At 71.3% G+C, this 12615-nt stretch carries 8 protein-coding genes and 2 pseudogenes; 5 read left to right on the forward strand and 5 right to left on the reverse strand.

The annotated features are described in order from the left end of the window. Nucleotides 1-93 precede the first annotated feature (93 nt). Together Sri02f_RS34120 and Sri02f_RS34125 are read right to left on the reverse strand one after the other, a co-directional pair. Nucleotides 94-1692 (reverse strand): IclR family transcriptional regulator domain-containing protein, encoded by a 1599-nt coding sequence (locus tag Sri02f_RS34120; RefSeq protein ID WP_109005210.1) that lies wholly within the window; start codon nucleotides 1690-1692, stop codon nucleotides 94-96. 252 nt (nucleotides 1693-1944) lie between these two features. Beyond that, a complete protein-coding gene (locus Sri02f_RS34125; RefSeq protein WP_109005211.1) occupies nucleotides 1945-3258 on the reverse strand; it encodes a M6 family metalloprotease domain-containing protein in 1314 nt (437 codons plus the stop codon). Between the two features lie 601 nt (nucleotides 3259-3859). Between Sri02f_RS34125 and Sri02f_RS34135 the strand changes: the two genes are divergently transcribed. Both Sri02f_RS34135 and Sri02f_RS34140 read left to right on the forward strand, forming a co-directional pair. Beyond that, a complete protein-coding gene (locus Sri02f_RS34135) occupies nucleotides 3860-4510 on the forward strand; it encodes a TetR/AcrR family transcriptional regulator (protein ID WP_109005213.1) in 651 nt (216 codons plus the stop codon). Between the two features lie 296 nt (nucleotides 4511-4806). After that, nucleotides 4807-6348 carry an MFS transporter gene (locus Sri02f_RS34140; protein ID WP_109005214.1) on the forward strand — a complete coding sequence of 514 codons (1542 nt, stop codon included), beginning with the start codon at nucleotides 4807-4809 and terminating at the stop codon, nucleotides 6346-6348. Nucleotides 6349-6457: 109 nt separating this feature from the next. On the opposite strand, the gene Sri02f_RS34145 is transcribed toward Sri02f_RS34140, so the two are convergent. Next, nucleotides 6458-6967: a MarR family winged helix-turn-helix transcriptional regulator gene (locus Sri02f_RS34145; protein ID WP_109005215.1), complete on the reverse strand. Its 510-nt coding sequence runs from the start codon at nucleotides 6965-6967 to the stop codon at nucleotides 6458-6460. Between the two features lie 219 nt (nucleotides 6968-7186). On the opposite strand from Sri02f_RS34145, the gene Sri02f_RS34150 reads away from it, so the two are divergent. Next, the gene (locus tag Sri02f_RS34150) at nucleotides 7187-7978 is read left to right on the forward strand and encodes a dioxygenase family protein (protein WP_109005216.1); all 792 of its coding nucleotides are present in this window, start codon (nucleotides 7187-7189) and stop codon (nucleotides 7976-7978) included. Nucleotides 7979-8040: 62 nt separating this feature from the next. Here Sri02f_RS34150 and Sri02f_RS34155 read toward each other — a convergent pair. Next, a pseudogene (locus Sri02f_RS34155) lies at nucleotides 8041-8579 on the reverse strand (GNAT family N-acetyltransferase). A gap of 187 nt (nucleotides 8580-8766) precedes the next feature. Between Sri02f_RS34155 and Sri02f_RS34160 the strand changes: the two are divergent. Beyond that, nucleotides 8767-9765, forward strand: coding sequence for a sigma-70 family RNA polymerase sigma factor (locus Sri02f_RS34160; protein WP_109005217.1), 999 nt, complete (start codon nucleotides 8767-8769; stop codon nucleotides 9763-9765). 864 nt (nucleotides 9766-10629) lie between these two features. Further along, nucleotides 10630-11361, forward strand: a pseudogene (locus Sri02f_RS34165) (TetR/AcrR family transcriptional regulator). Between the two features lie 169 nt (nucleotides 11362-11530). Here the strand turns inward: Sri02f_RS34165 and Sri02f_RS34170 are convergent. Then, complete coding sequence (locus Sri02f_RS34170) at nucleotides 11531-12610, reverse strand: helix-turn-helix transcriptional regulator (RefSeq protein ID WP_109005218.1); 1080 nt, start codon at nucleotides 12608-12610, stop codon at nucleotides 11531-11533. Nucleotides 12611-12615: the final 5 nt, after the last annotated feature.

Genomic DNA, 12615 nt, shown 5'->3' on the forward strand with positions numbered 1-12615 from the left:
GCGGTGCTCTATCCCCTGAGCTACGAAGGCGGGGTGGTGGCCCCGTGGGTCACTGGCGTCAGCGTACCGGATCCGGGGTGTGGGGGTGTGGGGTCAGGTCAGGGGGACGCGGGTGAAGCGGGATGCTGTGTGGAGGTCTGCCTCGATGTGGGAGGCGGTTGATCTCAGGGCGGGGAGTATGTCGCGGACGCACTCCTCGGTCGTGCGGCGGGCGACATGGGTGGCCGCGTTCAGGGCGGCGATCACCCGGCCCGTCCGGTCGCGGATCGGGACCGCGATCGCCCGCACGCCCTGCTCCAGTTCCTCGTCCGTCAAGGTGTAGGTGGCCGGGGTTCCCTCCAGCAGTAGGCGGCCTGCCGCTGTTCTGTCGGCCGGGAGCCGCGTGCCTGGTCGTACGTCCACGCTCATGACGTGGCTCGCGGGCACCCGGGCCGTGTACTGGATCTCGTCGCCCGACTCGGTCAGGACGGCCAGTGCCGTCGTCTCCTGGACGGCGTCCGTCAGCGTCCGCAGGTGCGGAACCGCGATCCAGGGGAGGGAGGTGCGGGAGAGGGGCGGGAAGCCGAGGGAGAGGACGCGGGGGGTGAGGGCGAAGGCGCGGTGGGCGGGTCCCTCGCCTGCGCCGCCGGCCGCAGTCACCAGGCCCAGGTGCTCGTAGGTGATCAGTGCGCGGCGGGCCGTCGCCCGCGCCAGACCGGTCGCCTTCGCGACCTCCGTCAGGGTCAGTTCCGCTCTGCCCTCGCCGAACGCCGTCAGGACGGTCAGGCCGCGGGCCAGGGACTCGACGAACTCGCGGCCCAGCTCCTGCTTCGACGCTCCCGTCCAGACCGCCAGACCGGTGCGTGACGGGCCGGATTCGGGGGGCGGCGCCTGGCGCAGGTCCTCCTCCATCGTCGCGACGGCCGTCCGCAGCCTGGGCAGCAGTGTGTCGCGCAGGTCGGCCGCCGTGTGGCGGCTGGTGTGGCTGACGACGCTCGCCACGCACGCGATCCGGCCGGTGCGGGGATCCCGTACGGGGACGGAGACGGCCACCAGGCCCGGTTCGATCAGCTGGTCGTCCAGGGCGTAGTCCGGGGAGGCGGCGCCCGTCGTCCTCCGCTCGAAGTCGTCGGAGGCCGCTGTGCCGGCCGGCGGTTGCCGGACGACGGGCGGGACCGCGGGGAAGTCCCGGTTGTGCGGGTCCTGTTGACGGCGGGTGCGCCAGGCCGCCCACTCCTCGGGCGTCCACTCCGTCGCGAACAGCGGGCCGGGCGCGGTGCGTTCGGCCGGGAGCAGGTCGCCGATGCGGAAGCTCAGGGACATCGCGCGGCGCCGGGTCGCCTGGTGGACGAAGCGGATGCCGTCGCCGTCGGCGACCGCCAGGGACACGGACTCGTCGAGTTCGTCGGCCAGCGCGTCCGCCCGGCCGGACAGCAGGGCGGGCAGACGCAGGGCGGCCAGGTAGGCGTTGCCCAGCTCCATCACGCGGGGCGTCAGCGTGGCGTTCCGGCCGTCCAGGCGGACGTATCCCATGCGGGCGAGGGTGGCGACGATCCGGTCCACGGTGGAGCGCGCCAGGCCGGTGGCCCGTTCGAGTGCGCTCAGACTCAGCACGCCGTTCGCCTCGGTGAGGCGGTGCAGTACGGCGACGCCGCGCATCAACGGGGCTACGGCCTCGGCAGGGGGCGTCGGGGTGGAGTCGGGCAGTGGCATGGGCGGCTTGTGCTCCCCGTCGTGACCTCGTGGACCTCGTGACCTCGTGGACCTCGTGACCGCATGGACCTCGTGACCTCGTGGACCTCGTGACCGCATGGATCTCGTGGACACCGTAACGGGGCGCCGCCGGGGTGGGCCGGGCGGCGGTCGGCAGCCGGGGTCCACGGGCGGCGGCCCAGCGGCCGGGCGGCCCGGCGGACGGGAGAGCGGGATAGGGGAGAGCGGGAGGCCGAGGGGGTGCCGTCTGCGTTACTTGCGCGTCACCCGTACCCGGTAGTTCCCCTGCGGGTCCGCCGCGTCGACCGTGATGCGGATGCCGCGCTTGGGGTCCTTGAACGTCTCGCCCGGGGTGAAGGGGGCGTCGGAGAGTTCCGCGTGGACGTTGGGGCTGCGGGTGCAACCGCCGCTGTCCGTACGGGAGTCGTAGACGGTCACCGGTCCCATGCCGGTGTCGACGCCGCCGTCGACCTTGTAGATGAGGACGCCGGGCCGGCAGACGTTCTCGTCGTTGCCGCCGCGGGTGCGCAGTTCGACGGCGTAGCCGGTGCGGTCGCCGACGGGGACGAAGACCAGTTTCGGGCCGCCCGCGCGCGCGAGGGGGGTCAGGGTGTACTCCCTGGTGCCCGGCGTCGCCGCGCAGGAGATCTGGGTGGCGTCCAGCCAGCCCAGTTTCCACTTGTGCCAGCCGAGCAGGTCGTTGTTGGCCCCCCAGTCCTCGCTCATGATGTCCCAGTGGCCGACGGCGCCCCCGCCCTCCTGGGTGTAGAGGTCGGGCAGGCCGAAGACGTGGCCGTTCTCGTGCGGGAGGACCCGGTAGCCGGTGTGGTCATAGGAGCCCGAGCCGTCGTCCTGGCGTGAGTAGACGAAGGACGCGTTCGCCACCGGGACCCCGTCGGCGACCGGCGCCTCCACGTTGCCGGCGAACGTCACCGACAGGACCGTGTCCAGCGCGGAGGGGCCGGCGTTGGGGGTGACCAGCACGTTCAGGAGGTCGTACGCGCGGAAGTCGACCGTCGGGTCGGCGGCGGTCACCATGTCCTGGACGAGCTCGCGGTAGCCGGGATCGAAGGGCGCGCCGCGTTCTATGCCGTACGCGTGAAACGGCTTGGGCATGCGCAGCCAGTGCCGGATCGGGGTCTCGGCGCGGTAGTCGAGGCGGCCGTAGGAGGCCGTGCGGAACCATTCCTCGGTCTGCGGGAAGAACTCGTGGTAGCGGCTGAGCGCGCTGCCCCGGCCGGGCGCGTCCGAGAAGTCGATCATCAGGGTGAGGGCACGGACGGTGCCGGTGGAGCGGGAGTAGCCGCCCGGCGTGGGCAGGCCTTCGGACATCTGGACGGCCGGGCCGGGGTTGATCATGCAGGGGGCGAGGGCGGAGGAGCGGGCCAGTGCCACGGGTCCCGCACCGGCCGTCGCCGACCCGGGGACCGGCGGACGATGGCCGGTGCCCGCCGAGGTGCTGACCGCCAGAGTGAGGACGGTGACCGAGGCGAAGGCGGCGACGCGACGCGGGCGTATCCGGCGGCTCAGGGTGTCCCGGGCGGCGCGCACGTGCTGCGGCTGCATGCAGGGGCCTTTCGCTCCAGGCAGCCACCGGTCACCGGCTGCACCCTTTCGATCACCCTCTGCCGGACGGCCCGGGGACGCGCGCTGGAGGAGACCGATCGTGGATTACCGGCCGGTACGGGGTGCCGGGATGCGTCGCCAGGCCTCGGCGGGCGTGTGAGCGGCGAGCGGGAGGGCGGCCGGTCTCCCGGGTCGCAACGGGCGGTTTCGCAGGTCGGAGTGGGCGGGTTCGCAGGTCGCAGCGGGCGGCCGGGGCGAAGGCGGCCGCCGCGAAGGCGCTGCGGATCCACCGCGAAGGCGCTGGGGATCCGCCGCGAAGGCGCTGCGGATCCACCGCGAAGGCGCTGCGGATCCGCTGGGTGTGCGCCCCGTTTCGGCGGTGTACCGTCCGCCCGAACTGATGTGACCCAGGTCACAGCAAGAAAGTTCTGGATCCGGGAAATAACCGGGGACGCCTTCCCCGTTTAGCCATGTGTCCGAGTGAAACGGGGACTCGCTCCCCGGATCGCATCTCAGTCCCGAGTCGGACTCGTCGTCGGCCGGATCAGTCTTGGTCGGATGCCCGGCGAGTCGGGCTCAGAGCCTCAGTCAGGAGTACGCCGTGCAGACCGCGACCGCGATTCCCGCAGAGCGCAAGGCGACCCGGCCCCGCGCCGACGCCCTGCGCAACCGGGAGCGGATCGTCACCGCCGCCCGCGAGATGTTCACCGAGTTCGGCCCCGAGGTGCCGCTCGACGAGATCGCCCGCCGGGCCGGCGTCGGCAACGCCACGGTGTACCGCAACTTCCCCGACCGGGACGCGCTGGTCCGCGAGGTCGTCTGCTCGGTGCTGGACCGCACGGTCCATGCCGGACAGGCCGCCCTCGCCGAGACCGGCGACGCGTTCGGGGCGCTGGAGCGATTCGTGCACGCGACCGCCGACGAGCGGATCAGCGCGCTGTGCCCGATGGTCTCCAGCACGTTCGACGAGCACCACCCCGACCTCGAGGCCGCCCGCGAACGCGTCGAGCGGATCATCGAGGAGATCATGGACCGTGCGAAGGCGTCCGGGCAGCTCAGGCCCGACGTCGGCGTGGGGGACCTGATGATCGTGGTGGCCCAGCTCAGCCGGCCCCCGGCCGGCACCGCCTGCCTGAGCGTCGACCGTTTCGTCCACCGCCACCTGCAGCTGTTCCTGGACGGACTTCGGGCCCCGGCCCCCTCCGTGCTCCCGGGAGCCGCCGTGACCATGGAGGACCTGCGCCAGTCCTGAGCGGCTGGTCCTTGAGCGATTAGTTCGCAGTACCGCAGCAGTCAAGACACACGTCGCGTGCATCGGCCGTCAGCGACGACGAGCCGCCGCCCCGCCGCCGTCCTGTCGTCGTCCGTCATGCCTCCGCGTCACGGATTCCATCGCCTCGGGCAGCCTTTCGCCGCCTTCTGCCTCCTTCTGCCGCCTTCCGTCGTCTTTCGCAGTTCTCTGTAGCTTTCCGTAGTTCTCCAGAGCTCTCTGTAGCTCTCTGTAGTTTCTCCGTTTTTCCGTCACGAAGTACCGAAGCGGGTATCTCCATGTCTGAAACAGTCCAGAAGGCCGCGGCCCCCGGCAGGGCAGGCGTCCCGGACGCCAACCGCTGGAAGGCGCTGGCCTTCATCGCCCTCGCCCAGCTGATGGTCGTCCTCGACGCCACCATCGTGAACATCGCGATGCCCTCCGCCCAGGTGGACCTGGGCATCTCCGACGGCAACCGGCAGTGGATCGTCACCGCCTACGCCCTCGCCTTCGGCGGTCTGCTGCTCTTCGGCGGCCGGATAGCCGACCTGTGGGGACGCAAGCGCGCCTTCGTCGTCGGCCTCGGCGGCTTCGCCGCGGCCTCCGCGCTCGGCGGCGCGGCCGCCAACGAGGCGATGATGTTCGGCGCCCGCGCGCTCCAGGGCGCGTTCGGCGCACTGCTCGCGCCCGCCGCCCTCTCCCTGCTCGCCGTGATGTTCACGGACGCCAAGGAGCGCGCCAAGGCCTTCGGCATCTACGGCGCGATCGCCGGCGGCGGCGGCGCCGTAGGCCTGATCCTCGGCGGCTTCCTCACCGAGTACCTGGACTGGCGCTGGACGTTCTTCGTGAACATCCCGTTCGCGATCATCGCCGCGGCCGGCGCCTACTTCGTCATCCGTGAGCCCGAGGGCGGCCGCAACCGTTCCGCTCTCGACATCCCGGGCGTCATCCTGTCGACCCTGGGCCTGGTCTCCCTGGTCTACGGCTTCACCCGCGCCGAGTCCGAGGGCTGGAGCGACTCCGTGACCGTCGGCATGTTCGTCGCGTCGGCCGTCCTGCTGGCCGCCTTCGTCCTCGTCGAGTCCAAGGTCAAGGCCCCGCTGCTGCCCCTGCGCGTGATCACCGAGCGCAACCGCGGCGGCATCTACCTCTCCCTCGGCCTCGCGATCATCTCGATGTTCGGCCTGTTCCTGTTCCTCACGTACTACCTGCAGATCGTGAAGGGCTACTCCCCGGTCAAGACCGGCTTCGCCTTCCTCCCGATGATCGCGGGCATGATCACCGGCTCCACCCAGATCGGCACCCGTCTGATGACCCGGGTGGCGCCCCGGCTGCTGATGGGCCCGGGCTTCCTGGTCGCCGCGCTCGGCATGCTGATCCTGACCCGCCTGGAGATCGGCTCCTCGTACGCGGCCGTGCTGCTGCCGGCGATGCTGCTGCTCGGCCTGGGCATGGGCACGGCGTTCATGCCGGCGATGTCGCTGGCCACTCAGGGCGTCGAGCCTCGGGACGCCGGTGTCGCCTCCGCGATGGTCAACACCTCGCAGCAGGTGGGCGGCGCGATCGGCACCGCTCTGCTGAACACGATCGCCGCGTCCGCGACGACGTCGTACATCAAGGACCACATGACGGGCGCCGCTTCCAAGCCGCAGCAGCAGCTGGTGCAGCTGGAGGGCATGGTGCACGGCTACACGAGCGCCATCTGGTTCGCCGTCGGCATCCTGGTCGCGGCCGCCACGATCGCCCTGACCTTCGTCAACGCCGGCAAGCCGGACATGGGCGCGGTCGCGGGCTCGGGGGCGGAGAACGCCGAGGACGCGGTCCCGGTGATGGTGCACTGACCCGTACGACCCCGGCCCGCCGGGGGAGGTCCCACAACCCGCGTGGCCTCCCCCGGCAGGGCCTTTCGGAGAACCCGGAACCGTACTGACGGCACGGGCGGCGGCACGCTCAGCGCAGCCAGGGCAGGTCCGCACCCGCTTCGTCGGGCTGAAGTCCCTCGGCGACGATCTGCATGATCTCGCCGAGGGACTTCAGCTGTTCCGGGCTGAGGCGGTCGAACACGGCCTTGCGGACGACGGCCACGTGGCCCGGCGCGGCGCGCTGGAGCATCTCCAGGCCCTGGTCGGTCAGCACGGCGAACTGGCCGCGCTTGTCGGAGGGGCAGTCCTCCCGGCGCACCCAGCCGTTCTTCTCCAGCCGGGCGACGGCGTGCGAGAGGCGGGAGCGGGTGATCTTCGCGTGCATGGCCAGCTCGGTCATCCGCAGCCGCCGCTGGGGGCACTCGGCGAGCTTGACCAGGAGGCCGTAGTAGACGTGCGGCATGCCCGCGTCCCGCTGGAGCTGGCGGTCCATGTGGTCCTCCAGCAGGGTGGTGGCGTGGACGTAGGAGCGCCAGATGAGCTGCTCCTCGGCGCTGAGCCAGCGGGGCTCTTCAGCGGATGCGGATGCCGTCTTCATCCCTCCACTGTAGACGTCTGCTCCTTGAAATTTAAACCAACTGGGAATATGCTCCTTGACGTTGACGTTTTAGATTTCAATCAACTGTGTGGGTGTGCCGGGAACGCCCGGAGCGCCGGGAACCCGCAACGCCGGGCCCGGAGCGCAGGGAACCGGAACGCCAGGAGTGGATCGCAGTTCCCGTAGTCAGGGGCCGAGGTCCCGGAAGGAGCAGCCGTCATGTCCGCCGCAACCCAGGAGCGCATGCCCGCGCTCTACCTCAGCCATGGCGCCCCGCCGCTCGCCGACGACCCGATCTGGCCCGGCGAACTCGCGGCCTGGTCGGCCGAGCTGCCCCGGCCCAAGGCGATCCTCATGGTCTCCGCCCACTGGGAGGAGGCCCCGCTCGCCCTCGGCGCCGTCGACCCGGTCCCCCTGGTCTACGACTTCTGGGGCTTCCCCGAGCACTACTACACGGTGAAGTACGACGCCCCCGGCGCACCCGAGCTCGCCGCGAGCGTGCGCAAGCTGCTGCGCGCCCCGGGCACTCCCGTACAGGACATCCCCGACCGCGGCCTCGATCACGGCGCCTACGTCCCGCTCGTCGAGATGTTCCCGGCCGCCGACATCCCGGTCCTGCAGGTCTCCATGCCGACCCTCGACCCCGTGAAGCTGATGGAGATCGGCCGCAAGCTCGCGCCGCTCCGCGACGAGGGCGTCCTCATCGTCGGCTCAGGGTTCTTCACCCACAACCTGGCCGCCCTGCGGCACACGGGCGGGGGAGTGCCCACCTGGTCGTCCGAGTTCGACGACTGGGGACGGCGCGCCCTGGAGGCCCGTGACTGGGACGGCCTGCTGGACTTCCTCCGCAAGGCGCCGGCCGGGCGGTACGCCCACCCGCGTACCGAGCACTTCGCCCCGCTCTTCGTGACCATGGGAGCGGCGGAGGTGTCCGGCGAACTGGACGCCCAGAGGTCCGTCATCGACGGCTTCTGGCTGGGGATGGCCAAGCGGTCGGTGCAGTTCGGCTGACGGTCCGGCCGACGGGAGCTGCTGACCGTCCCGGCGCCGGGAGCCACAGCCCCCGACGGGAGCTACAGCTCCTTCTCGTACCAGGCCACGTCCCAGTAGCGGCCGAACTTGCGGCCCACCTCGCGGTACGTGCCCACGGGCCGGAACCGAAGCGTTCGTGCAGTCGCGCGGACGCTTCGTTCGGCTGCGCGATGCCCGCGTAGGCGCGGTGCAGGTCCTCGCCGGCCAGTGCCGCGAAGAGCGCCTCGTAGAGCAGCGTGCCGATGCCGCGCCCGCCCGCGTGTGGGGCGACGTAGACCGTCACCTCCACCGAGGTGGAGTAGGCCGCCTTCGGCCGGTAGGGGCTGGATGTGGCGTAACCCAGGATTTCCTGTGAGGTCCCCGGGATGTCCTGTGAGTCCGATTCCGTGGCAACCATCAGGCGGTAGGGCCCGTCTTCAGGGTGGGAGAGCAGCCAAGGACGTCGCTCTTCCGCCGTGAAGGCCACCGTGTCAAATGTGATGGCCGTCTCACGTACGTAGTGGTTGTAGAGGCTCGTGAGCGCGTCGAGATCGGCCTCGACTCCCAGCCTGACCTGCACCTCTGTACGTTCCGACGGCATCACGCCTCCCCAGGTGGTCGGACAGGGTACTGCATGATCAGAAAATTCGGGGCGCGGGTTGGGAATTCTGTCCTGATTCCAGTCGTTGTTTCCATCGGATGCAGGGCACCCGAGAAGAGTCCAGAGTTCCGTCAGTGCCGGGCGTCTGAAGGGCCACCCGCTGAACCACCATCGCAAGGGAGCACGCATGGCAACCCGTGCCGTCGCCCGCCGCAAGTCCGCCACTGGCGAGACGAGCAGCGCGGCCCGCAGTGTTCGCGCCCATGGCGGCGAGATCGCCGACCGCGACCTGGTCGGCATGTATCTCGACGAGATCGCGCGTACACCGCTGCTCGACGCCGCCAAGGAGGTCGAGTTGTCCCAGATCATCGAGGCGGGTGTCTTCGCGCAACAGGTCCTCGACGGTGATGAGGAGTCCAAGGCGGACGCCTCCCGCGAGGAGCTCGAGGCCCTGGTCGCCGAGAGCGAGCGGGCCAAGGACGTCTTCATCCGTTCCAACCTGCGCCTGGTCGTCGCGGTGGCCCGGCGCTACCCCCGCAGCGGTCTGCCCCTGCTCGACCTGATCCAGGAGGGCAACGCCGGCCTGGTGCGCGCGGTCGAGAAGTTCGACTACCGCAAGGGCTTCAAGTTCTCCACGTACGCGACCTGGTGGATCCGCCAGGCCATCACCCGCTCCATAGCGGACCAGTCGCGCACGATCCGCCTGCCCGTCCACCTGGTGGAGGAACTCGGCCGGATCCGGCGCGTGCAGCGCGAGTTCAACCGGGAGAACGGCCGCGACCCGGAGCCCGCCGAGATCGCCGCCGAGCTGGGCTCGACACCGGAGCGCGTCACGGACGTCCTGGACTGGGCCCGTGACCCGGTCTCGCTCAACATGGCGGTCGACGACGAGGGCGAGACGCAGTTCGGCGACCTGCTGGAGGACACCTCCGCGGTCTCGCCGGAGCAGTCGGTCATGACGCTGCTGCGCAGCGAGGAGCTGGACGGCCTGATCGAGCGTCTGGACCCGCGCACGGCCTCCATCATCAAGATGCGGTACGGCATCGACGACGGTCGCGAGCGCACCCTGACCGAGGTCGGCAAGGAGCACGGCCTGACGAGGGAACGCATCCGTCAGATCGAGAAGCACGCCCTGCTGGAACTGAAGAAGCTGGCCCGCGACACGGGCTTCGAGGCGGCGGCGTAACCGATGGCGCTCCGCGAGCCGGGCGGGTGACGCCCGGCGGAGCGGACGCGCGGTGCGACGCCGTGCGGAAGCGTGGTGCGAGGCCGGCTGCGCCGCGGCCGGGCGTGCGGTGCAAGACCCCGGCCGTGCGTGTAGGGCGAGACCCCGGCCAGGCGGCTGGGGAGGTGCTGCTCGGCCGGGGGAGAGGGCGCCCTGCGGGGGCCTTCCGCAGCCCCGTCCTGTGCGGCCTCCCGTGGCGCTGGTGGGCCTGGGGCGTTGCGTGGTGCTGGCTTTCCGCCCGCGTGCGCCGGTTTGAGAAAGCGCGCAAACATGGCGTGGGAACGCCGCTTCAATCGGTGAAGCGCGGGAAAAAGACTTTTGGGCACGGGAGTTCGGATCGGCCGGACCCTGCAGCCCAACCCGAGATCTCCACCCTGCATGAGCCGGGCCTCACGAGCCGAGCCCATGAGCGAAGTCCCATGAGCCAAGTCCCGCCGCACATCCCCCCGGCGCCGGGACTCTCCGAGAGCCGGGCTTCGGCGCCTCTCCCCCCAGGCGCCGGAGCCCGGTTCCTTTTCGTCCCCGATACACCGGGCGAGGGCGTGGGGCAGAGGACGACGGCGTGGGGGACGGCGTGGGGGAGGTGGCCGCGTCCAGAGTGGACAATGGTGCGGATTCGGTGGCAATTGCGGGCGCACACGGCCGTCGGGCGTGACGGCGGGTGCGCGGGCACGTCGAGAAGGCGGGGCACCCCGTACCTGAACCACGGGGTGGCCCGCCCGAATGGCAGATTGTGCCACATGGGCATAGCCTGCCGGAGTGATCAGCTCGACCTCTCGCTCCGCCGCGACTTCGCTGACCGAGCGGCGCAAAGCGGCGACCCGGATGGAGATCGCCCGGGCGGCGGCCGGCCTTTTCGTCAGCAGGGGCCTGAAGGCCACCCGGGCCGAGGACATCGCACAGGCGGCGGGAATCGCCCCGCGCACCTTCTACCGGTACTTCGCCACCAAGGAATAAGCCGTCGCCCCTCTCTATGCGGCGGGCGCCCAGCGCTGGGCGGAGGCGGTGCGCGATGCCCCGGCCGGGCTGACCGTGCCGGAGGCCCTCGAACACGCGGTGCGTCACACGCTCGTGCCCGGCCAGGGGGTGTCGGCGGCGTCCTGGGAGTGGGTGCGCACCCTGATCCGGCTGGCCATGGCGAGTCCGGCCCTGGGGAAGGTCTGGGCCGAGGTGTGTCACACCTCGGAGGCCACCCTCACGGAGGTGCTGGCGGAACGGGCGCGGGCCGCAACCACGGCGACGAGCAGCCCCACGCATCGGCCGGACGCCCAGGACCCGGCCGCTCTCGGCTCGGCCACCGCTGACCTGGTCACCCCTGGCTCGACCACCGTGGATCCGGCTGCCGCCGCCTCGCCAGACCCAGCTGTCGCCACCTCGCCGTACGAGCGCTTCGCAGCGGCGGTGGCGGGTGCCGCCGTCCGGGTCGCCGTCGAGAGCTGGGCGGTGACGGACACCTCGCCCACCGGTCCGCAGGGCCCGGCCGAGTCGGCCCTGGGCAACCTGCGAGCCCTGCGGGACTTTTCCTGGACGTCGGGGCAGGCGGGACAGACGGAGTAGGCGGGGCACACAGGACTGGCCAGGCAGGCAGGTCAGCCAGGCAGGTGAGATCCGCCGAGCGGGGCAGGCCGTTGCACGGCCTGATCGGCCCTTCGGCCTGATCGGCCCTTCGGCCTGATCGGCCCTTCGGCTCGGGCGGGTCCGCAGGCCGTGCGGGCCTTCCTCGGCCTCACCCCCTCGATCGGTCGCCCTCTCCTCCGCTTCCACCCTTCGTGGCCGCCGCCCGTTCCAGCCGGCCGCCCAACTCCCTGGCGCAGTCGATCAGTTCGCGGGGCTCCCGGACCGAGAACTCGTAGCCGAGCATCGCGAGTCGGACCGCCACCCACTCCACCGGATCGCTGGTCGACCCACGCAGTCGGCAACCCCTCTCGCGCGTCTCGCTGTTGCTGTTGCTGTTGCTGTTGCCGGTGCCGCTTCCGTTCTGGTCGCCGTCGTGCGCATGGTCCGGGGTCGGTGTTCCCAGCCAGGACGGCAGGCGGGCCGCGACGAGTTCGGCCGGCGCCTCGAACGTGACGTCGTACTCGTAGGTGCGGGCGTCCGCGCGACCGTGGATGGACCGCCGGAGGTACTCCGCCGCGCTCCCCGTCGGCAGCTCGCGCGGAGCGAAGCGCGCGCCGGTCGCGAACGGGTCCCGGACCCGGTCGACCCGGAACGTCCGCCAGTCCTGGCGGTCGAGGTCGTACGCGACGAGGTACCACCGCCGGCCCGTCGACACGAGCCGGTAGGGCTCGGTCAGACGGCGCGACTCCGTGCCGTCCTTGGCGCGGTAGGCGAACCGAAGCCGCTCCTGGCCGGCCACCGTGGACGCCATGACGGTCAGCGTCTCGGGTGCGATGCTCGCGCCGTCCCCGCTGGTCAGCGGGCTGGTGGCAGCCTGGAGGGTGGAGACGCGGTGGCGCAGCCTGGCCGGCAGTACCTGCTCCAGCTTGGCCAGCGCCCGCACCGACGCCTCGTCGACGCCCTCCAGCGCGTGTCCGGCCCCGGCCCGCAGTCCGACGGCGATGGCGACGGCTTCCTCGTCGTCGAGCACGAGGGGCGGCATCGCCTTGCCCGCGACCAGCCGGTACCCGCCGTCCGAGCCCATGGTCGCCTGTACGGGATATCCCAGTTCACGCAGTCGGTCGATGTCGCGCCGGACCGTGCGGCGGGACACCCCGAGGCGGTCGGCGAGCTCGCCGCCGGGCCATTCGCGGGGCGTCTGGAGGAGGGAGAGGAGCTGCAGCAGCCGAGCCGGAGTGTCCGTCGTCATGCATC

This window comes from Streptomyces rishiriensis (assembly GCF_003112535.1).
Classification (GTDB): Bacteria; Actinomycetota; Actinomycetes; order Streptomycetales; family Streptomycetaceae; genus Streptomyces; species Streptomyces rishiriensis.

Bases quoted from the DNA above. Each gene is read 5' to 3' on its own strand.
- Sri02f_RS34120 (WP_109005210.1), bottom strand. From the start codon at position 1,692: ATGCCACTGCCCGACTCCACCCCGACGCCCCCTGCCGAGGCCGTAGCC.
- Sri02f_RS34125 (WP_109005211.1), bottom strand. From the start codon at position 3,258: ATGCAGCCGCAGCACGTGCGCGCCGCCCGGGACACCCTGAGCCGCCGG.
- Sri02f_RS34140 (WP_109005214.1), top strand. From the start codon at position 4,807: ATGTCTGAAACAGTCCAGAAGGCCGCGGCCCCCGGCAGGGCAGGCGTC.
- Sri02f_RS34145 (WP_109005215.1), bottom strand. From the start codon at position 6,967: ATGAAGACGGCATCCGCATCCGCTGAAGAGCCCCGCTGGCTCAGCGCC.
- Sri02f_RS34150 (WP_109005216.1), top strand. From the start codon at position 7,187: ATGTCCGCCGCAACCCAGGAGCGCATGCCCGCGCTCTACCTCAGCCAT.
- Sri02f_RS34160 (WP_109005217.1), top strand. From the start codon at position 8,767: ATGGCAACCCGTGCCGTCGCCCGCCGCAAGTCCGCCACTGGCGAGACG.
- Sri02f_RS34170 (WP_109005218.1), bottom strand. From the start codon at position 12,610: ATGACGACGGACACTCCGGCTCGGCTGCTGCAGCTCCTCTCCCTCCTC.